The organism is Pseudomonas rhizoryzae (assembly GCF_005250615.1).
Classification (GTDB): domain Bacteria; phylum Pseudomonadota; class Gammaproteobacteria; order Pseudomonadales; family Pseudomonadaceae; genus Chryseomonas; species Chryseomonas rhizoryzae.
Map to the genome: position 1 here is coordinate 323,619 of NZ_SULM01000007.1, position 19,843 is coordinate 343,461.

Annotated in this window: 20 protein-coding genes and 1 CRISPR repeat array; of the genes, 12 read left to right on the forward strand and 8 right to left on the reverse strand. The window is 64.6% G+C overall.

All coding sequences use genetic code 11. The annotated features are described in order from the left end of the window. Nucleotides 1-3 precede the first annotated feature (3 nt). From FAZ11_RS25195 to FAZ11_RS13800, 3 genes are all read right to left on the reverse strand, one after another. Nucleotides 4-378 (reverse strand): transposase, encoded by a 375-nt coding sequence (locus tag FAZ11_RS25195; protein WP_275045097.1) that lies wholly within the window; start codon nucleotides 376-378, stop codon nucleotides 4-6. Between the two features lie 327 nt (nucleotides 379-705). After that, nucleotides 706-852 (reverse strand): transposase, encoded by a 147-nt coding sequence (locus tag FAZ11_RS25200; protein ID WP_275078147.1) that lies wholly within the window; start codon nucleotides 850-852, stop codon nucleotides 706-708. 58 nt (nucleotides 853-910) lie between these two features. Continuing rightward, a complete protein-coding gene (locus FAZ11_RS13800; protein ID WP_058768377.1) occupies nucleotides 911-1,558 on the reverse strand; it encodes an HAD-IA family hydrolase in 648 nt (215 codons plus the stop codon). Nucleotides 1,559-1,656: 98 nt separating this feature from the next. Between FAZ11_RS13800 and FAZ11_RS13805 the strand changes: the two genes are divergently transcribed. From FAZ11_RS13805 to FAZ11_RS13825, 5 genes are all read left to right on the forward strand, one after another. Beyond that, nucleotides 1,657-2,565 carry an alpha/beta hydrolase gene (locus FAZ11_RS13805; RefSeq protein WP_081320055.1) on the forward strand — a complete coding sequence of 303 codons (909 nt, stop codon included), beginning with the start codon at nucleotides 1,657-1,659 and terminating at the stop codon, nucleotides 2,563-2,565. A 108-nt stretch (nucleotides 2,566-2,673) separates the two neighbouring features. Next, nucleotides 2,674-3,675, forward strand: a complete 1,002-nt coding sequence (locus FAZ11_RS13810) for a TRAP transporter substrate-binding protein (protein WP_058773754.1) — start codon at nucleotides 2,674-2,676, stop codon at nucleotides 3,673-3,675. Nucleotides 3,676-3,678: 3 nt separating this feature from the next. Next, the gene (locus FAZ11_RS13815) at nucleotides 3,679-4,173 is read left to right on the forward strand and encodes a TRAP transporter small permease (protein WP_058760157.1); all 495 of its coding nucleotides are present in this window, start codon (nucleotides 3,679-3,681) and stop codon (nucleotides 4,171-4,173) included. Beyond that, a complete protein-coding gene (locus FAZ11_RS13820; RefSeq protein ID WP_058773755.1) occupies nucleotides 4,170-5,456 on the forward strand; it encodes a TRAP transporter large permease in 1,287 nt (428 codons plus the stop codon). The genes FAZ11_RS13815 and FAZ11_RS13820 overlap by 4 nt, the downstream gene beginning before the upstream one ends. Nucleotides 5,457-5,484: 28 nt before the next feature. Then, a complete protein-coding gene (locus tag FAZ11_RS13825) occupies nucleotides 5,485-6,711 on the forward strand; it encodes an aspartate aminotransferase family protein (RefSeq protein WP_058760155.1) in 1,227 nt (408 codons plus the stop codon). 3 nt (nucleotides 6,712-6,714) lie between these two features. Here FAZ11_RS13825 and FAZ11_RS13830 read toward each other — a convergent pair whose 3' ends face one another. After that, nucleotides 6,715-7,584 carry a LysR substrate-binding domain-containing protein gene (locus tag FAZ11_RS13830; RefSeq protein WP_058760167.1) on the reverse strand — a complete coding sequence of 290 codons (870 nt, stop codon included), beginning with the start codon at nucleotides 7,582-7,584 and terminating at the stop codon, nucleotides 6,715-6,717. Between the two features lie 1,003 nt (nucleotides 7,585-8,587). Between FAZ11_RS13830 and FAZ11_RS13835 the strand changes: the two genes are divergently transcribed. Next, nucleotides 8,588-9,394 (forward strand): hypothetical protein, encoded by an 807-nt coding sequence (locus tag FAZ11_RS13835; RefSeq protein WP_137279294.1) that lies wholly within the window; start codon nucleotides 8,588-8,590, stop codon nucleotides 9,392-9,394. A 3-nt stretch (nucleotides 9,395-9,397) separates the two neighbouring features. Beyond that, nucleotides 9,398-9,964 carry a LemA family protein gene (locus FAZ11_RS13840; protein WP_058773757.1) on the forward strand — a complete coding sequence of 189 codons (567 nt, stop codon included), beginning with the start codon at nucleotides 9,398-9,400 and terminating at the stop codon, nucleotides 9,962-9,964. Nucleotides 9,965-10,187: 223 nt separating this feature from the next. Here the strand turns inward: FAZ11_RS13840 and FAZ11_RS13845 are convergent, their stop codons facing one another. After that, nucleotides 10,188-10,670 (reverse strand): GNAT family N-acetyltransferase, encoded by a 483-nt coding sequence (locus FAZ11_RS13845; RefSeq protein ID WP_058773758.1) that lies wholly within the window; start codon nucleotides 10,668-10,670, stop codon nucleotides 10,188-10,190. 264 nt (nucleotides 10,671-10,934) lie between these two features. Between FAZ11_RS13845 and FAZ11_RS24865 the strand changes: the two genes are divergently transcribed. From FAZ11_RS24865 to FAZ11_RS13860, 3 genes are all read left to right on the forward strand, one after another. Then, the gene (locus FAZ11_RS24865; RefSeq protein WP_193557155.1) at nucleotides 10,935-11,150 is read left to right on the forward strand and encodes a glutathione S-transferase C-terminal domain-containing protein; all 216 of its coding nucleotides are present in this window, start codon (nucleotides 10,935-10,937) and stop codon (nucleotides 11,148-11,150) included. Nucleotides 11,151-11,361: 211 nt separating this feature from the next. Beyond that, entirely contained in the window at nucleotides 11,362-14,058 is a 2,697-nt protein-coding gene (gene mgtA, locus FAZ11_RS13855) for a magnesium-translocating P-type ATPase (RefSeq protein ID WP_058773759.1), read from the forward strand. Between the two features lie 284 nt (nucleotides 14,059-14,342). Further along, nucleotides 14,343-15,101: an SDR family oxidoreductase gene (locus FAZ11_RS13860; RefSeq protein WP_058773760.1), complete on the forward strand. Its 759-nt coding sequence runs from the start codon at nucleotides 14,343-14,345 to the stop codon at nucleotides 15,099-15,101. Between the two features lie 478 nt (nucleotides 15,102-15,579). On the opposite strand, the gene FAZ11_RS13865 is transcribed toward FAZ11_RS13860, so the two are convergent. Continuing rightward, complete coding sequence (locus FAZ11_RS13865) at nucleotides 15,580-15,867, reverse strand: helix-turn-helix domain-containing protein (protein ID WP_058773761.1); 288 nt, start codon at nucleotides 15,865-15,867, stop codon at nucleotides 15,580-15,582. 5 nt (nucleotides 15,868-15,872) lie between these two features. Beyond that, nucleotides 15,873-16,187 (reverse strand): type II toxin-antitoxin system RelE/ParE family toxin, encoded by a 315-nt coding sequence (locus tag FAZ11_RS13870; RefSeq protein ID WP_058773762.1) that lies wholly within the window; start codon nucleotides 16,185-16,187, stop codon nucleotides 15,873-15,875. A 185-nt stretch (nucleotides 16,188-16,372) separates the two neighbouring features. Between FAZ11_RS13870 and FAZ11_RS13875 the strand changes: the two genes are divergently transcribed. Then, nucleotides 16,373-16,906: a DUF924 family protein gene (locus FAZ11_RS13875; protein ID WP_137279295.1), complete on the forward strand. Its 534-nt coding sequence runs from the start codon at nucleotides 16,373-16,375 to the stop codon at nucleotides 16,904-16,906. A 187-nt stretch (nucleotides 16,907-17,093) separates the two neighbouring features. Then, a CRISPR array of direct repeats spans nucleotides 17,094-17,361; the repeat unit is 28 nt; unit sequence GTTCACTGCCGTATAGGCAGCTTAGAAA. 75 nt (nucleotides 17,362-17,436) lie between these two features. Here the strand turns inward: FAZ11_RS13875 and FAZ11_RS13880 are convergent. Then, nucleotides 17,437-18,102, reverse strand: coding sequence for a nucleoside/nucleotide kinase family protein (locus tag FAZ11_RS13880; protein WP_058773764.1), 666 nt, complete (start codon nucleotides 18,100-18,102; stop codon nucleotides 17,437-17,439). Nucleotides 18,103-18,369: 267 nt separating this feature from the next. Here FAZ11_RS13880 and FAZ11_RS13885 point away from each other — a divergent pair, with 267 nt between their 5' ends. Further along, nucleotides 18,370-19,833, forward strand: coding sequence for a YdgA family protein (locus tag FAZ11_RS13885; protein WP_058773765.1), 1,464 nt, complete (start codon nucleotides 18,370-18,372; stop codon nucleotides 19,831-19,833). Nucleotides 19,834-19,843: the final 10 nt, after the last annotated feature.

Consider the following 19,843-nt stretch of genomic DNA (forward strand, 5'->3'; position numbering starts at 1 on the left):
TCTTTAGGCTCTGTATGAAAAGTACTGGCGTAGACAGCGCAGCGTGCAAGCGAGCGTGACCATCGCAGCGAAACGTTTTGCCAGCTTGTCGTAGCGAGTGCCAATCCTGCGACTCTCCTTCAGCCAGCCGAACATCCGCTCGATGATGTTGCGCTGCCGGTATTTCGGACTGTCGAATAGCCTTGGCAGTCCCGGCTTGGGCTTGCGTTTCATCGTTCGCAGCGGAATCACAGGCCTCATCCGGTAACGGTCGCAGTACTGGCGCAAGTGCTCGGCATCGCAGCCCTTGTCTGCCAGCAACCAGCGGTAGCGCTTGCGGGGTCGGCCTGACTTGCCAGGGAGGCGTACTTGATCCAGAAGAGCCTCGGCATTTGTCACTGGCCTGACCCGGCGACAATACAAAGCGTAGGGGGACGCCGTTGGCGTCGCAAATCATGTAGATCTTGGTGGTCAGGCTACCTCTGCTGCGCCCCAGCGCATGGTCTACCTGCTCTTCTGGCCCCCTTTTTTCCCAGCGCCAGAAGAGGCTCGGGTTGCGCGTACGGCGGTGGAGTCAATCACCCAGGTGTCCAGGTCAATCAGCCCTTCCTGATTCAGGCGAACGTGTAAACGCTCGAGAATCTGATCGCAGGGGCCGCCATCTCGCCAGTCACGAAACCGCTGATACACCGGCGACCAGGGGCCGAATCGCTCTGGCAGGTCGCGTCAGGCAGCACCTGAACACAGGATCCAGAAGATGCCATTGAGCATCAGTCGGTCATCACTGCGTGGGCGCCCCCTCTTCTGTTCGAGAGAAACACTATCTGCGATCAGCTCCCACGCTTCTTCCGGGAGTTCGTAACGCCTTGCCATTCGGCCCTCCAGCCTGTCATGGCGACGATTCTACTCGCTCGGATTTTTCGTACAGAGCCTAGAGCCCAAAGCCCTGGCGCAACGCCGCCACGCTATGGAAATGAAAGGCCGGACGCTGTCGCTCCAGCTCTTCCCGACTGCCGAAGCCATAGCCCAAGGCCACCGCCGCCACGCCGTTCTCCCGCGCGGCGATCAAGTCGTGCTCGCGATCACCGAGCATCAGGCAGGTCTCCGGCGCCAAGGCCTCGGTCGCCAGCACATGGCGGAGCAATTCGGTCTTGTCGCCACGGGTACCGTCCAGCTCGCTGCCGTACAGGGCGGTGAAGTAGTCGGTCAGCGCGAAGTGCCGCAAGATCTCCTGGGCGAATACCCAGGGCTTGGCGGTCACCAAATAGAGCCGCCGTCCCGCTGCGTGCAGGCCAGCCAGCAGTTCGCGGATGCCCGCATAGACCTCGTTTTCATAGAGGCCGGTGGTACGGAAGTACACCCGGTAGGCCTCCACCGCCCGCCAGGCCCGCGCCTCGTCGAAGCCGTAGTGGGCCATGAAACTCTGCAGCAGCGGCGGGCCGATGAAGACCTCCAGCGCACGCAGGTCGGGTTCGTCGATCCCCTCGGCGCGCAGCGCCACCTGGATCGCCCGGGTAATGCCCAGGCGCGAATCGGTAAGGGTGCCATCTAGATCGAACAGCAGGTTGGGGTGATGCATGAAGCCTCCTGGGCGGCGAAGACACCTGGCCAGTATGGCGACCGCGAGTGCAGCACGGTAGGCTGCCTGGCTTTACTGAAAATGAGTCTTGTTCGCCGATGCCCCTGTTGCCGCTCTCGCTTCGCCTCACACCGCTGCGTGCCTGGTTGGTCCTGCCGCTGCTGCTGGCTCTGGCTGTTCCAGGCCAGGCCCGCCCCATCGATCAACCGATGGACGCCAGCGTCCTCGCCCAGCCCGGCCAGGGCTATTCCTTCAGCGAAGTGCAGCTGGATTCCGTCGACGGCGCCCGTCACTACCAAGTCTGGATCGCCCGCCCCGCCGCCCCGGCGCCCGCGGCGGGCTATCCGGTGCTCTACCTGCTCGATGGCAACGCTGCCCTGGGCGGGCTGAACGCTGAGCTGCTCGACGAGTTGGCCCGCCGTCCGCAGCCACCGGTACTGGTGGCGGTAGGCTATGCCGGCGGCAAGCGTATCTATGGTCCGGGACGTGTCCTCGACTACACGGCCTCGCAGCCCACCAGCGAACGCTTTCGTGAGATGCCCACCGGCGGCGCCGATGTCTTTCTCGCCTGGCTGCTCGACCGCCTGGAACCGGCGGTGGCGCAGCAGGTGCCCCTCGATCGCGATCGGCGCGCGCTATGGGGCCATTCCCTGGGCGGTCTGTTCGTGCTCCACGCCCTGCTCACCCGCCCGGACGCCTTCGCCCGCGGCTACGCCGTCAGCCCCTCGCTGTGGTGGAGTCCCGACGCCCTGCCGCAGGATGACCAAGCCCTGGCGCAGCGCCTGCAAGGACACCCCGCCGAACTCATCCTGCTGCAAGGCGGTGCCGAGCACGACCTGCCCGCGCAGTTCCAGAGTGCGGTCCCGGCTGACGCCACCCCGCGCCTGGCTGAACGTCTCGCCCGCATTCCGGGCCTGACGGTGCACTTCACAACCCTGCCGGATCTCGGCCACGGCCCCATGTTGCCGGCTTCGCTGCGCTGGGTGGTGCAGCACGGGCCCCTCTAACGCCCGTTTATCACAGCATTACGCATCTTTATCCAGCGCAGCGGCAAAGCTTGGCAGTATCCCTGAACAGGGGCGCCACTTCCGGCCCCCTCCTTCAGGAGCAGCACCATGCCGCAACGCCGGACCAAGGCGCGCCTCAGCTGGCTCGCCATCGCCCTTTCCACCACCCTGGGTCTGCTCGACCTGCAGAGTGCTGCCGCCGCCCGCGCCCTGCGCCTGGCCCACGCCTCCAGCAGCGACAGCCTGATCAACCAGGCGGTGCAGCGCTTCGCCGAGGAGCTCAAGACCGAGTCCAAGGGCGAGTTGACCGTCAAGGTCTTCCCCGATGGCCAGCTCGGTGACGAAGGCCCCATCGCCGAAGGCGTTGGCAACGGCTCCATCGACATCGGCCTGGGCGGCGCGGTAGACGCCATCGATCCACGCCTCAACGTGGTCTCCCTGCCCTTCCTGTTCCGCGACGCGGCCAACGTCCACGCCTTCCTCGACGGTCCCCAGGGCAAGGCCCTGCTGGGCCTCGGCCAGGACCACGGCTACATGCTGCTCGGCGCCCTGGATTCGGGTTTCCGCCAGTTCGCCAACAGCAAGCACCCCATCGTCGCCCCGGCCGACCTCGGTGGCCTGAAGATCCGCACGCCGCCGAATCCGGTGATCCTCGCCACCCTCAAGCAACTTGGCGCCCTGGCCCAGTCGATTCCCTTCGGCGAGGTCTACAGCGCCCTGCAATCCGGCGTGGTGGATGGCGTCGAGCCGGAAATGCGCGATTTCTACGATCAGAAGTGGTTCGAGGTGGCCAAGTACCTGTCGCTGTCCAACTACATCTGGTCGGCCAACTACTGGTTCATGAACAAGGATACCTACGACAGCCTGAGCGAGCCCCAGCGTGAGGCGCTGCGCAAGGCGGCGCAGGACACCGTGACCTGGTACCGCGGCCAGCTGGACGCCACCTACGCCAAGGTCCTCGCCGAACTCAAGGCCAAGGGTGTGCAGGTCAACAGCGTCGACACCGCGCCCTTCCAGGCCCTGGTCGATCCGGTCTACACCCGCTTCGCCGGTGAATGGGGCCAGGCCTTCGTCGACCAGACCCGCAGCGCCGCGCGCGAGGCCCACTGAGCCATGAGCGATCCGACCCACGTCCCGCAGCGTCCCTCGGGCGCCGAGCGCCTGTTGCAGGGCGTGGGCGTCCTCTTGTTCCTCGCCACCTTCGGCGCCATCACCGGCGGGGTGGTGGCGCGCTACTTCCACCTGCCCGGTTTCGAGTGGTCCTTCGAGATCGCCGCCCTGAGCTTCGTCTGGGTCACCTTCATCGGCTGCGTGCTGGCCGAGCTGCGTGGCGAGAACGTGCGCTTCGTCGGCGTCCTGCTGCTGCTGCCGCCCGCCGGCCAACGCGCCCTGCAGGTATTCGGCTGCCTGGTGCTGCTGGGCGTCAGCCTCTGGCTGCTGACCAGCGGCTGGGCGGTGCTGGAACGCTCCGGGCGGGTGCCCACCCCGGTGCTGCGCTGGCCCTCCGGCCTGATGACCCTGGCGCTGGTCAGCGCGGCGGCCCTGCTCGTCGTCATCGCCCTGCTGCGGCTGTGGCGCCTCTGTATCCGCCGGGAGCCCCAGGCATGACCGTCCTCGCGCTGTTCCTCGCCTTCATCGTCCTGCTGCTGGCCGGCATCCCCATCGTCTGGGCCATGGCCGGCGCCAGCATCGTCGCCCTGCTGGTGGGCGACCTGAGCATGCCCCTGGCCTGGCTCGCCCAGCAGACCATCCGCGGCGCCGACTCCGCCACCCTGAGTTCCATCCCGCTGTTCCTGCTGGCCGGCGAGCTGATGAACCGCGGCGGCCTGACCAGGCGCCTCATGCGTATCGCCGAGCACTTCCTCGGCCGCTTCCGCGGCGGCCTGGGCCTGGTCAATGTGGCCACCGCCTTCGTCTACGGCGGCCTGACCGGCTCCGCCACCGCCGACACCGGCGCGGTGGCCAAGGTGATGATCCCGGCCATGGAAGAGCGCGGCTATCCGCGCGCCTTCGCCGCCGCGGTCACCGCCGCCTCCGGCACCCTGGGCATCATCGTGCCGCCCAGCGTCATCCTCATCCTCTATGGCGTGCTGACCAATACCTCCATCGGTGGCCTGTTCGTCGCCGGTCTCATCCCCGGCGTGCTGCTGGCGCTGACCTTCATGGTCACCGCCTATGTGGTCGGGGTGCGCGAGAACTTCCCCAAGGTCGACGAACGCCTGCCGCTGCGCGAGCTGCTGCGTGACCTGGGCTATGCCCTGCCGGCGCTGCTGATGCCGCTGCTGGTGCTGGGCACCATCGTCAGCGGCTTCGCCACCGCCACCGAGGCCGCCGCCGTCTCGGTGCTCTATGCCCTGGTCGCCGGCATGCTGGTCTATCGCGAACTGCGCTGGCGCGACCTACTGCCGGCGATCCACGAGGCAGTCGTCACTACCGGCTCGGTAATGATCATCATGGCGGTGGCCATGCCCTTCGGCTGGATCCTCACCGTGGAGCAGGTACCCCACACCGTGGCCGGCTGGATCGTCAACCTGCACACCGGCCCGCTGCTGACCATGCTGCTGATCGTGCTGACGCTCAAGGTGGTGGGCTTCTGGCTCGACCTCGGCCCGGCCATGATCATCCTCGCGCCCATCCTGGTACCTATCGCCAAGGCCGCCGGCTTCGAGCCCTACCAGATCGGCCTGATCTTCACCGTGACCCTCGGCTGGGGGCTGTTCACGCCCCCCATAGGCACCAACATCTTCGTGGTCTGTAACGTCGCCCGGCTGTCCATCGGCGAGGTGTCCTGGCGCCTGGTGCCCTTCTGGCTGGCCACCGCCGTGGCCGTCGCCCTGCTCGTGCTCTTCCCTTCCCTGAGCGGCTGGTTACCCCGCCTGCTCGGTTACTGATCAACCCCGCAATCCGAGTACCTCCGTCATGACCTTTCTCGTGGGTGGAATCTCCAGCGCAGGACGCGCCCTTCCCAATGTCCAGGGCCACGCCTTGCGGGTCACCCGCTCCGCGGGCGCCTACCTCTGGGACGACCGCGGCCAGCGCTATCTCGACACCGCCATGGGCTTTGGCGCCACCCTGCTCGGCCATGCCCCGCCCGCGGTGCTAGAGGCGGTGGCCCAGGCCCAGGCCGAAGGCCCCATGCCCTCCTTCGCCCACGCCCGTGAAGAAGCCGCCGCCGCCGCCCTGGCCGCCCGTTGCGGTGACCTATCGCAGGTGATCTTCCTCAACACCGGCAGCGAGGCGGTGCACCTGGCCTGCCGTACCGCGCGTATCGCCACCGGCCGCGGCCGCATCGTCAAATTCGCCGCGGCCTACGACGGCTGGTACGACCCGGTGGCCTTCGGCAACGCCCAGTCACCGGCCGCGCGCATGACCGGCGCCCGTCCCGAACGCGACGGCATGCTACTGCTGCGCTACAACGACTTCGCCGACGTGGAGCAGCTGTTCGCCGAATACGACGACATCGCCGCCATCCTCATGGAACCGGTGCTGGCCAACGCCGGCTGCCTGGAACCCGCCCCCGGCTACCTGCAGTACGTTACCGACCGTGCCCATCGCAACGGCGCCCTGGTGATCCTCGACGAGGTACTGATGGGTTTTCGCCTGCACGCCGGCCTTACCGGGCACTATCTAGGCGTGGACGCTGACCTCGCGGCGGTGGGCAAGGCCATCGGCAGCGGTATCCCGGTCGCCGCGCTGCTCGGCAAGCCGGCCATCATGGAGTTGTTCGAGCGCGGCCAGGTGGTTCGTGCCGGCACCTACAGCGGCAATCCCCCGGCCTGCGCGGCGGTGCTCGCCACCCTCGAACTGCTGGTCAAAAAGGACTACTTCGCCCTGCTAGCCCGCGGCGACGCCCTGCGCACCCGCCTGGCCGCCACCTTCGCCGCTCAGGGCCTGCCCTTTTCCAGCAGCGGCTACGGCAGCGTCTTCACCCCCTGGAACCACGCCCAGGCCCCCAGCGACTACGCCCAGGCCGAAGCCAGCGTCCACGCCGAATGGACCCGCGCCCTGCACTTCGCCCTGCGCGCTCGCGGCGTGCTGATGATGCCCGTCGCCTATGGCCGCCTGTACCTGACCTTCGCCCACACCGACGCGGTCCTCGCGGAACTGGAAGCGGCCTTCACCGACGTGGCCCAGACCTGGGCGTAGAGATCAGGCAGTCGCGGCGCGCTGCCGCTCTTGATAGCGATCACGGATGAAATTGGCCAGCCGCCGGGTGCTCAAGCGAGCCCCGGCCGGCACCAGCAGCGCCAGCTCCAGGTGCGGCAATTGCGGCAAGCCCTCGGCTGCGCCCAGCACGCGCCAGCCCTCGGGTACCACCGAGGCCGGCAGTACCGTCACCGCGGCACCCAGACGCACCGCCGCGAGGATGCCAGGCAGATGCGACGAAGACGATACGATGCGCCAGGGCCGCCCGGCCTCGTCCAGCGTCGCGAGGATGCCCGGCCGGGCCCGACAATTGTCGGCGAACAGCGACAGCGGTAACACCTGCTCCCGTTCCGGACGTTTCCCCACCACACTGCACCATACTTGAGCTTCCTCGCAGAGCAGCTCACCGATGGGCCGCCCGCTCTCGCGGGTGACGATGGCCAGGTCCAGATCCCCCATCTGGACCTGGGGTTCCAGCCGTTTGGAAAAGTCACAGAGGATCTCTACCTGGATCTCCGGATGCTGCGCCGAGAAGGTCTGCAGTAGCCAGGCGCCGAGGCTGTCCAGGTAGTCGTCGGGCATGCCGATGCGCACCCGCGTCGCCTCCAGCTTGCACTCCAGGGCGCACAGCGCCTCGTCTTCCAGGATCAGCATGCGCCGCGCATAGCCCATCAGGATCTCGCCGTGGGCGGTCAGGCTCACCCCCTTGCGACTGCGTTCCAGCAGTCGTTTGCCCACCCGCTCCTCCAGCCGACTGACGATCAGACTCACCGCCGCCTGGGTCTTGCCGATCCGCTCGGCCGCCGCCGTGAAGCCGCCGTGATCGATCACCGCGATGAAGGTAGCGAGGGCATCGGTATCGAAATGGCGCATGGCGGACTCGTTACGGCGGGAGGCGATGGGTTCCAGCACGCAAATAGCGTTCCGTTGTGGGCAGGCCTTTCCTTGGCTACCTTCAAGACAGGCAGCATCATGCCTGATCGCCTCACAGTTTCTGACTCAGCTCCGTACCAAGCGAGCTCACCTTTGAAACCCTGTGCCTCAACTTCCAGGCTTGAGGAACACTCCGTCCTCCCAGTATCCATGCCCAATCACGAGCCAAGCCGTCGCCACAGCCGAGTCGACTCGAATGCTGCAGGCGTGGCACCAACGACCGCAACCCTTGGCTCCGTCCAGACCAGCAAAGCCAAACCAAGACTGGCCTCCTGGAATTAGCCCGCTTGAGCTTTCCAGCACTTCCGCCCCTTTACGAAAATGCGTATTGCGTCACGCATTTTCGCTACAATCACCTGGTGACCTACAAGCAGGACGCTCACCGAAGCCGAGGAAAGGCCAGTCACCCTCCTGCTGCTCCTCATCTCTTCAACTCAGGCGCATAACCTCGTGTACCGAGGTCATGCCTCCGCCTCGATACATTAGGCCATAGGCCAGCCGCGATACGGAAAGCGGCCCTGTAATGACCTGACCGGAGAAGAAAGTGACTGGTGAAAAGCTTGTGCATGCTCGTACGGCCAACAGGCAATCCATTCGTGCCAAGAAAGGTGGTTGGTCTTGCAGCCTGCCAAGCGATCCGTTACCCACTTATCAAGCGTAAGAGACCATGGGCAGCCGTATACATAATAGTCGCTTATCGAAATTGCTGGCCGACACCTCCACGGCAGTGGCCGCAGCCACTACAAAGGATGAGCTTCTTTCGGCCACCCAAGGCCTACGTGACTTCGAGGGGCCGCTCAGATTCTACAATTCTAGGCTGTGGGTCTTATCGGTAGCCCTGATAATGGCGGCGCTGGGATGTTGCGGGGTAACGCCAGAGTCGAAGCTTTGGCTTAGCCAATGGATAACGTGGGACCCGAGCTTGCTCTTGCTAGGTCTTTTCATGGTTTTCGTCGTCGCTGGATGGGCATGTATCGCCTTCATACGAAGGCGTAACAAATTGGTGCCGAAACTTGCAGAGGAAATCACCTGGCGCGCTGCTGCACTCACCAATGGACTTGAGCCGGCCGCCGCTTCCCTCGATTATCTATTTAGCCAATTCGGAGATTATCATCGAGGTAATTACAGCCGTGAAATCAACTATGCATTGGAGGGCACTTCACTGGGCCGAATGCATGAGCTGAAATATCACTACTACCAGTTACACTATGTTGACGTGCAGACCGTATACACTAGAGTTTCAGATGGCAAGGGTGGTAGCAAGACGCAAAAGAGAAAAGTCTATCACCACTATTATCGCTATAGCCTAGTGATGGATTTTCCCTGGATCGCCAACATAGCGGTACGCGCCGGCAGCCATAAAGCGGTCGATCTGTCACAGGTCTTCGAGCCCACTTCCAGCGATTTCAACCGTGCCTTCACGCTGACGGGCACCGAAACCTTGGCTTGCGCCAAATTCGCCAAGCCAATCACCCTACTGACTTTACTACGTCTGAACGAAAGATTAGTTGAGCCCAACCTGGAATTTTCAGCCGAAGGCCTGCTGTGCCTTAGCTTTGATAATAAGAACTTGCTTGAGCCGGATATGCCCTATGACCTGGCCACACCAGAAGAGTTTTTCAAAGCTATAGAAGCTGGAATCCGCCTACCCAAGCTAACCGCCATCTTGTCCATCGTGCATGAACTCGCGGAGCAGCATGATGACAACTTCAGTCCTGTCACCCCATCCGCGGCTCTTCAAGGAGATTGAAAAATGGACCCCATCGTTATCTTTGGCTTGATCCTGGTCGCCGTAGTGATCAGCCTGATCGTGCTCTACAACGGCATCATCGGCGCGCACAACCGCGCGCAGCGGGCCTGGGCAGACGTGCTGACCTATGAGCGCCAGAAAACGAAGGTGCTCGATGCGCTTCAGCCACAGGTCGGCAATTACCAGGACTACGAGCAGAAGCTGCTGACCGACATCACCCAGCTGCGGAGCGCCATTGCGGGTCTCCCTGCCGAGGCAGATGGTCGGGCGCTCGTCACTACCGAGAAAGCCACCCTGGCGCTGCTGGATAGTCTGCGAGTGACCTATGAAGCCTATCCAGACCTCAAAGCCGCCGAGATCGCGACCTATTTCATGCGCGAAATCACCGAGCAGCAAGAGAACATCGGCGCGGCTGTCACGGTTTTCAACCGGGAAGTAGAGCTGTTCAACAATAAGATCCAGATGTTCCCTGGCTCGTTCGTCAATGGAACATTCAACAAGAAGAGCCCGATCACCCCCTTTTCCGACTCCGAAGCGCAAAGAGGTTTTGAATACAAACCAAACTTCTGAAGGCTTACGACTGAACAGGTTCGAAGCATGAGTTTCGCTATCTTGTGACACGCCGAGCTGAAGTCGCCCTCAGCTCCGGTCCCCTGCTTCGACCCTGCTACAGGTCATTGTTGGAATCATCCAGCTGGCTGCGTTTGCACGCAACAGCCACGAAGAGGCTTATTCAAAGCTGAACAAGCCCGTGGCTGGGTCTTAGCAAAAGCCCTCACCTATCGATCCAGCCTCACAACCACCGATACATCACATAGCAATCCACCAACCCCAGGCTCCCATGCCGATAAGCCTTGGGCAGGGTGCCGACGATCTGGAAGCCGTGTTTCTGCCACAGCCGTACCGCCACGCTGTTGCTCGCCACCACCGAGTTGAATTGCATCGCCAGGAAGCCCAGCTCACGCGCCACCTGCAGCGAGTGCTCGCAGAGGGCACCGGCCACGCCCTGGCCGCGGGCGGCGGGGGCGACCATGTAGCCGCAGTTGCAGACGTGGTCGCCCGGGCCCATGGCGTTGGCCTTGAGGTAGTAGCTGCCGAGGATCTGCCCCTCGCGCTCGGCGACGTAGGTCGCTCGCGGCACCTCTACCCAAAGGCGCCAAGCCTCCTCGCGGGTCATGTCGGGGGCGTAGGCATAGGTCTCCTGCGCCTGGACGACTTGCTGGATGAGCGGCCAGACCTGGTCGAAATCGGCGGCTTCGAGCGGACGGATAAGCATGGGTTACCTCGGCGGACAGGGGGGACGCCAGTGTCCCCTAGCCGGCCGAGCCTGCCAAATCCTCGTCCTCGGCCAGGAGCGCCTGACCGCTCTGGCGGCAGGCCGCCAAGAGCTCCTCGGCAAGATCCTCCTCATCCAGCGCCCGCGCCAGGGCCACGCCGCCGATCAGGGTGGTGGCCAGTTGCAGCGCCCGGCGGCGGCGTTGCGCCGCTGGCCCTGGCAGATCGTGCTCCAGCCGCCGCCGAGGTCAGCGCGACCCTGGCGGTGCTCGACCGCCAACTGGGCGATGACGCCTTTCTCTGCACGCCCAACTTCGGGCTGGCCGATGCCCTGCTGGCGCCCATGCTGGACTACCTGGAACGACTGCCGGAGCCACGCTGGCTGGCCACCTGGCCGCGCCTGGATGCCTACCTCGCTCGCCTGCGGCAGCGGCCGTCCGGCCAGGCGATCCTGGTCGCCCCGGACTTCACCCTGCGTTAAGCCAGCCTTAACCCGCCTTTGCTGGAATCACCGAGCGCGCCACGCGGTCCTTTGGCGCGTGCTTGAGCGGTGCCAGGCTATCGCGCCTAATCGATTCCGCCCCTCGTTCCCTATCCCGCGCCAGATAGCCCTGCCTGGCCGCCTGGCTCACCAGGCGGTCGCCCCGCGCGCCGCAGCCTGTTCAGCGTGGTCTCGGCCACCGGGAGTCGCCATGCTCAGCAAGCTCTTCACCCAACCCTTGCTGGCCTTTTTCAGCCAGCGCCTCGACCGGCGACTGTTCCGCCGTCCGGCACTCTGGCAGCACCTGCCCGCCAGCCAGGGCCAGCGCGAGCCCAATGCCGATTTCAGTCGTCGCCTGCACGAAGCCGCCGGTTCCGCCGAAGGCGAATTGCTCAGGCGCTACCGCAGCAGTCCGCTGGGCCTGTCCGCCGCCGAGGCAGCCGAACGCCGTCGCCTCCACGGCTACAACGAGGTGGAACAGGGCCAGACGCTCAGTGCCTGGCGCCACCTCTGGCTGAGCTATCGCAATCCCTTCAACCTGCTGCTGACCCTGCTGGCGCTGGTCTCGGCGTTCACCGCCGACCTGCCCGGCGCCGTCGTGATCGGCACCATGGTGCTGGTGTCCACGGTCCTGCGCTTCGTCCAGGAATCACGCTCCAACCGCGCCGCCGAGCGTCTCAAGGCGCTGGTCAGCACCACCGCCACGGTGCTGCGTCCGGAGGCCAGCAATCCCTTTGGGGTCGAGGTGCCGATCCGCGATCTGGTGCCCGGCGACGTGGTACGCCTGGCCGCCGGCGACATGATTCCCGCCGACCTGCGTCTGCTCAGCACCCGCGACCTCTTCGTCAGCCAGGCGGCCCTCACCGGCGAATCCCTGCCGATGGAAAAACGTGCCCTTACCCTGACCGACAGCGGCAGCGCCCTGGAATGGGATAACCTCTGCTTCATGGGCACCAACGTGGTCAGCGGCGCCGCCACCGCCGTGGTCATAGGCACCGGCCTCGACACCTACTTCGGCAGCCTGGCGCAGCACGTCACCCGTGGCGGCGAGGAGCCCAATGCCTTCCAGCAGGGGGTCAACAAGGTCAGTTGGCTGCTGATCCGCTTCATGCTGGTGATGGCCCCGCTGGTGCTGCTGATCAACGGCCTGACCAAGGGCAACTGGCTGGACGCGACGCTGTTCGCCCTCTCGGTAGCGGTCGGCCTGACCCCCGAGATGCTGCCGATGATCGTCACCGCCACCCTAGCCAGGGGCGCCGTGGTGCTGGCGCGGCAGAAGGTGGTGGTCAAGCGTCTCGACGCCATCCAGAACTTCGGTGCCATGCAGGTGCTGTGCACCGACAAGACCGGCACCCTGACCCAGGACCGCATTCTCCTCGAACGCCACACCGATGCCCGCGGCCAGCCCAGCGATGCCGTGCTGGAGTACGCCTATCTCAACAGCCATTACCAGACCGGCCTGAAGAACCTGCTCGATGTCGCCGTGCTGAAGCGTGGCGAACTCCGCGGCCTGACCCTGACCTATCGCAAGGTGGACGAACTGCCCTTCGACTTCGAGCGGCGCCGCATGTCAGTGGTGGTGGCCGACGGTCGGCGCCATCTGCTGGTGTGCAAGGGCGCCCTGGAAGAGATGCTCGCCGCCTGCAGCCTGGTCCGCGAAGACGGCGCCGATCTGCCGCTCACTGCCGAGCGCCTGGCGCACATCCGGGCCCTCACCGCCGGGTTCAACGACGAGGGCCTGCGCGTGGTGGCCGTCGGGATCCGCGAGCTGCCCGGCGACAACCTGGATTACAGCGTCGCCGATGAACGCGACCTGGTGCTGATCGGCTACATCGCCTTCCTCGATCCGCCCAAGGAGACCGCGGTCGGCGCCCTGCGCGCCCTCGCCGACCAGGGCGTCACCGTCAAGGTCCTGACCGGCGACAACGAACGCGTCACCCGCCGCATCTGTCAGGACGTCGGCCTGGACGTGGAGGGCCTGCTCACCGGTACCGAGATCGAGTCACTGGACGATCCCGCCCTGAGCGCCCTGCTCGATTCCACCACGGTGTTCGCCCGCCTCACCCCCGCCCACAAGGAACGCCTGGTACGGCTGCTGCGCGACCAGGGGCTGGTGGTGGGCTTCCTCGGCGACGGCATCAACGACGCCCCGGCGCTACGTACCGCCGACATCGGCATCTCGGTGGACTCGGCGGTGGACATCGCCAAGGAAGCCGCCGACATCATCCTGCTGGAGAAGAGCCTGCTGGTGCTGGAGGAAGGCGTACGGCAGGGACGCAAGACCTTCGCCAACATGCTCAAGTACATCAAGATCACCGCCAGCTCCAACTTCGGCAACGTCTTCAGCGTCCTGGTGGCCAGTGCCTTCCTGCCCTTCCTGCCGATGCTGCCGCTGCAACTGCTGGTGCAGAACCTGCTGTACGACCTGGCGCAGACCGCCGTCCCCTTCGATCACGTCGACGCCGACCTGCTGGCCCGGCCACAGCAGTGGAATGTGGAGGGCCTCGGCCGCTTCATGCTGTTCTTCGGCCCGCTGAGCTCTCTCTTCGACCTCCTCACCTTCCTGCTCCTGTGGCAGGTCTTCGATGCCAACACCGTGGCTCACCAGACGCTGTTCCAGACCGGCTGGTTCGTCGAGGGCCTGCTGTCCCAAACCCTGGTGGTACACCTGATCCGCACCCGCCGCCTACCCTTCGTCCAGAGCTGCGCCGCCACGCCGCTACTGGTCATGACCGGCCTCATCGTCGCCATCGGCCTGCTGCTGCCCTTCTCGCCCCTGGCCGGCTACTTCCGCCTGCAACCGCTGCCGCTGGGCTACTTCGCCTATCTGGCCGCGCTGCTGGTGGGCTACGCCCTGGTGGTCCAGAGCATGAAAGGCTGGTTCATTAGGCGTTACGGCTGGCAGTGAGGGAGCGATGAAGGAGTCATCCCCTCTCCCTATACGCACCCACCGGCTGACAACAAAACCTCCCCAGCACACCTAACCGTCCCCTCTCTCTGGGAGAGGGCGAGGGTGAGGGCCGCCCAGCTCCGCACCCATCGGCTGACTACAAACATTCCCCAGCACACCCAATCGTCCCCTCTCCCTACGGGAGAGGGCTAGGGTGAGGGCCGCCCAACGCACTAGGCGACTGTCTGTATCACCACGACCTGCTAGCCTTGGCAGCATCTTCGCCAGCCCAAGGACCACCCATGACCACCGCTCGCCCCATTGCCCTCGTCACCGGTGCCTCCCAAGGTATCGGCCGCGCCGTCGCCCTCGGTCTGCTGCAGGACGGCTTCCGCGTGGTCCTCGCCGCCCGCCGCCTCGAGCCCCTGGAAGCCTTGGTGGAAGAAGCCCGCCAGCAGGGCGGCGAAGCCCTGGCGATCCCCTGCGATGTCACCGATGCCGCCAGCGTCGCGGCGCTCTTCGACCACATCCGCGCCACCTACGGCCGCCTCGACCTGCTGTTCAACAACGCTGGCGTCGGCGCCCCGGCGGTGCCCATCGACGAACTGGAGCTGGATGCCTGGCACCGGGCGGTCAACACCAATCTCACCGGCGTCTTTCTCTGCAGTCGCGCGGCCTTCGCCCTGATGCGCGAGCAATCGCCCCGCGGCGGTCGCATCATCAACAACGGCTCCATCTCGGCCCATACGCCAAGACCCTTCAGCGCGCCCTACACCGCCACCAAGCACGCCGTCGCCGGCCTGACCAAGGCCCTGGCCCTGGACGGCCGCGCCTTCGACATCGCCTGCGGCCAGATCGACATCGGCAACGCCGCCACTGAGATGACCGAGCGCATGGCCAACGGCGTCCTCCAGGCCGATGGCAGCACCGCGGTGGAGCCGCGCATGGATGTCAAACACGTGGCCGATGCCGTCCGCTACATGGCCAGCCTGCCGCTGGACGCCAATGTCCAGACCCTGACGGTAATGGCGACCAAGATGCCCTATGTGGGGCGGGGGTAGGTTTCACGTGGAACGGTCGGGGCCGTGGTATTACAGGACAGTCGGTAAAGATGACCGACTCGCAAGTGGAGTATTCGAACTGCCTATACGGCAGTGCATGCCCTCAGCCACCCAGCCCGCTGTTGGTAAGCCTTCCTCAGCTGCCTACTCTGCAGTGAACTCGCGCAGCTCGACGCAATCAGGCTGATCGATTTTCTAAGCTGCCTACACGGCGGTGAACCAGGAAATCGTGGTCGTTCTCGCCGTGCCGGTTTTCTAAGCTGCCTACACGGCAGCTTAGAAAATCTTGCGCGGGTCCAGGCCCTCGGGCGGGTCGTTCACTGCCGTGTAGGCAGCTTAGAAACAGCGGGCTTGAAAGCGGTGCCCGGCCAGGGCGTTCACTGCCGTGCAGGTAGCTTAGAAACGCATGCCATCTGGCGTACCGACCGAGTACCGATTCACTGCCGCACAGTCAGCCTAGAAGCGAGCACTACGGCGGCTAAGCCTCCAACGCCGCCAGCACATGCACGGGATCGTTCTTGAGCGCCATCAACAGGGCCTTCGCCGGGCCGGTGGGTTCGCGGCGGCTTTGCTCCCAGTTACGCAACGTACCGACGTCGATATTGAGCTTCCTGGCGAACTGCGCCTGGCTAAGTCCGGTGCTCTTGCGGATCTCCTTGATCTGCAAGGCATCGACGTGAAACTCACGGGAAGGTTGCCGCTCACCCCGGACGATCTCGTCCATTTGGGTAACGCTTTCCATGAGGTCATCTAGGAACTTGGTCATGCTGTCTATCTCCACTTTTCGATCATGGCCTTCAAGGCTTTCCGGTCCTCGACTGAGAGGTTGTCCTTCTCGCTCTTGGGATAGATCAGTAGCAGGGCAATGCGAGCATCGGCAGCGAAGTGATAGTAGATCACCCGAGAGCCGCCACGCTTGCCATGGCCACCGCTGGCGACACGGATCTTGCGTAGGCCACCGGTATCCTTGATGACATCGCCTGCTGTCGGGTTTTGCGCCAGCTCACGCTGGAAAGCAGCGTAGGCATCATCCTCAAGCAACTCTTTGACGAGCCGGGTGAAGACCGGAGTTTCAATAAAGATCATGTCGCGATCCATGCGTCATTGGCGTACCACGATCATACCGCGGTCGCTATGTAAGTCAATGACGCACTGCTCACTCTGGTGCAGCCGTACATAGATAGCTATGGTCGTTGGCCGTAAGTCTCCAGGCTATTCTTGTTGGTGGAGCCAACGCCCAGGCGAGCCGGAATCGATCGGAGGAAGACAGCATGCAACCACGGGAGGTCGTAACCTTCTGGCACGCTGCCGGCCGGCGAAAATGGTTCAAGGGCGCTCCCGCCTTCGACGCCGAATGCCGCATCCGCTTCGAAGCCGCACATTTCGCCGCCAGTCGCCGCGAATTCGATAGCTGGGCAGACAATGCCGAAGGCGCCCTGGCCCTCTGCCTGCTGCTCGACCAGATCCCGCGCAACATCTTCCGCCACAGCGGCCACGCCTTCGCCACTGACGCCCTGGCCCTGCATTACGCCCGGCAGGCGATCGATGCCGGCCTGGATCTACAGATCGAACCCGAGCTGCGCGCCTTCTTCTATCTGCCATTCGAGCATTCCGAAGCCCTGGCCGATCAGCACCGCTCTCTCGAATTGTTCGAAGCCCTGGGCATCGAGCACTACCGCAGCTATGCCCAGGCGCATCTGGACGTGATCGTCCGCTTCGGGCGCTTTCCACACCGTAACCGGGCGTTGGGCCGGATCAATACAGCGGAAGAACAAACATGGCTGGATGCAGGCGGCGGATTCTAAGCAGGCAGGGCTCAGGCTAGCATATGTCCAGTCTTGGTGAATGACGCTGCATTCACACCCTCTTTTTATACACCCGCCTTACAACTATAAAAATCAATAACTTGGAAAAGGGCGCGAAAAAAAGGGTTTTGCGAGGAAAATCCGGTTAGTCTTCGATATATCAAGGTGTTATGTAGAAAACGCTCTAGTTCACTGCCGTATAGGCAGCTTAGAAATATCGGTGACGGCTCGGCACTGATTCCTATGCGTTCACTGCCGTATAGGCAGCTTAGAAATCCGCAGCGGCCAGGGCGAAGGCCATACGGCGGTTCACTGCCGTATAGGTAGCTTAGAAATTCTGGTCATCTCCAACGATGGCGTCCTGGGCGTTCACTGCCGTATAGGCAGCTTAGAAAATAGAACGGCGGGCACCAGCGACCGAAGACTTGTTCACTGCCGTATAGGCAGCTTAGAAATTGGGGAAGGCTAGCTCCAGCCAGGTGAATAGGTTCACTGCCGTATAGGCAGCAAACCCCCGTATCTCTCTCGGCCTACCCGTTCCCCGCCCCATCCCGCCATTCCACCACCAGATCCGCCCGCGCCCGATCCCCGTCGATCAGCCGTGCATTGGGCTCGTCGGTGCTTGCCACCCAGGCCTCGGCGGCTTCCCGGCTACGGCCGAAATGCATATGGCGGGCGACCAAGCGTTCGCGGCGTTCCTCGGGGTCGACGCGCACGTACCAGCATTCGTCGAACACCTCGGCCACATCGCTCCAAGGCGCCTGGGTCAGCAGCAGGTAGTTGCCCTCGCTGATCACTAACTGGGTGTCGGCAGGCACCGGAATGGCATTGGCGATGGGCTCTTCGATCTCGCGATTGAACAGCGGGGCATAGACGGTCTCTCCCGCTACCGGGTCTTTCAGGCGCTGCAGCAGGGCGCGATAGCCGCGGGCGTCGAAGGTGTCCGGCGCGCCCTTGCGCTGGGCGCGGCCCAGGCGGGCCAGTTCGCGGTTGGCCAAGTGGTAGCCGTCCATGGGCACCACCACGGCGCGCTCGCCCAGGGCCGCCGCCAAGAGTTCGGCCACCGTCGACTTGCCTGCGCCAGGCGTGCCGGCGATGCCCAACAGGCGCCGCCCGCCCCGGGCCAGCAGCGCCTCGGCGCGGGCCAGCAGCTCAGCCGGTAGTTGCAGACCTTCCACCGGACGCTGGCTGCTCATGTCCGCACCTCCCGCAACGAGGCCGAGGGGATGGCAGACAGGGATGGTCGGGCAGTCATGGCGGATTCTCCGGCAGAAGGGATCGCGGCACGCTAGCACTCGCCGCCTGAGTCGTCGACTCAGGGCGAGCCGCAGTGGAAAGGGATCACAAACCCATCGTAGCGGACCCGTTATCCCCCTCGGCATTGGCTCGACGCTTTCGTACACTCCGCTTCCGATTCGCCGTGGGTCTTTCCCGCGCGACACTTGCAAAGGGATTTGTCATCCATGAAGAAACCGCTCCTCACCACCCTCGCCGGACTCGCCCTGGTGGCCGTCGGCATCGGCGTCGGTGGCGCCTGGTACACCGGCGGGCGTCTGGAAGCCGAATTGCGCCAGGCCGCCAGCCAAGCCCAGGCGGTCTTGCAGGCCGAGCGTCCGGAGTATCATCCGCAGATCCAGTTGGTCGAATTTCACCGCGGTCTGTTCAGCAGCACCGCCCTGTTCAGCCTGAGCATGCAGCCAGAGGACCACGCGCCGATGGAAGTGCTGCAGGTAACGGACGAGATCCAGCACGGTCCCTTCCCGCTCACGCGCCTGAAGTCACTGCAGTTGGCCCCGGTCATGGCGGTCAACCGCCTGACCCTGGTACGTACCCCCCTCGTGGACGCGCTGTTCACCCTGACCAAGGGCGCCGAACCCGTTCGGCTCGATGCGACGCTCCGCTACGACCGGGCGGTCGACGGCCAGTTGATCGTCGCCCCGCTGCAGATGGACCAGCCTCAGGGCGCGATAGCCTTCTCCGGCCTGAACGCCGGCTTCCGTACCGATCTGGAGGCCCAGCAGTTCCGCCTGGAGGGCTCGGTAGGGCATTTCAGCTTCAACGTCCGCACGCCCGACGGCTGGACCAAGATGGAACTGCAAGGCCTCAGCCTGACCGGCGACAACCGCCGCAATGCCGATGGCTTCTGGCTCGGCCCGGGCGCATTGCGCCTGACGGGGCTGGTCCTGGCCATGCCCGGCCAGCCAGAGGTGCAATTGCAGGATCTGCAGCTAAAGAACGATACCCAGCAGCAGGGCCAGCAGCTCTCCGGCACGCTCGACGCCAGCCTGGGGCGCCTCGCCGTGGCCGGCCAGACGCTGGGCAAGGCGACCCTGAGCGCCCACTACAGTCATCTCGACAGCCCTGCGCTCGCCCAGCTGAATGCCCTGCTCCAGCACCTGCCGCTGGATACCGACGAAGGCCTCGACCCCACCACCCAGGCGACCCTGCAACAGCGCCTGAGCGACGTCCTCGCGGCGCGTCCACAACTGGTGGTGGATGACTTCCGCTTCGATACTCCAGGCGGCAGCAACCATCTGCGCTTCGATCTGACGCTGGACAAGCCCACGACCTACGACCTGCCGCCGGAGCAACTCGGTGCCCAGGTACTGTCCCAGCTCAATGCCCGCCTATCGGTGGCGCGCAGCAGCCTGGTGGACGGCGTGCTGTTCCAGGCCGGTGCTCAGCGCGAGCAACCCGCGGTGCAGCAACAGGCCCAGGCGACCGCCGAAGCCCTGGCCAACATCGGCCTGAACAGCGGCCTGCTCAAGGCCGAAGGCAAGGATCTGGTGGCCACGCTGAACTACGCGACGGGTCGCCTGACGCTCAACGGCCAGGAAGTGCCACCGGAGCAATTGCTGGCCCTGCTGCAGCCACCGCAGCCACCGGCGCCTCCCGCCAAGCCCCAGGGCAAGGCGCCGAAGCGCTAAATGCAGTGTT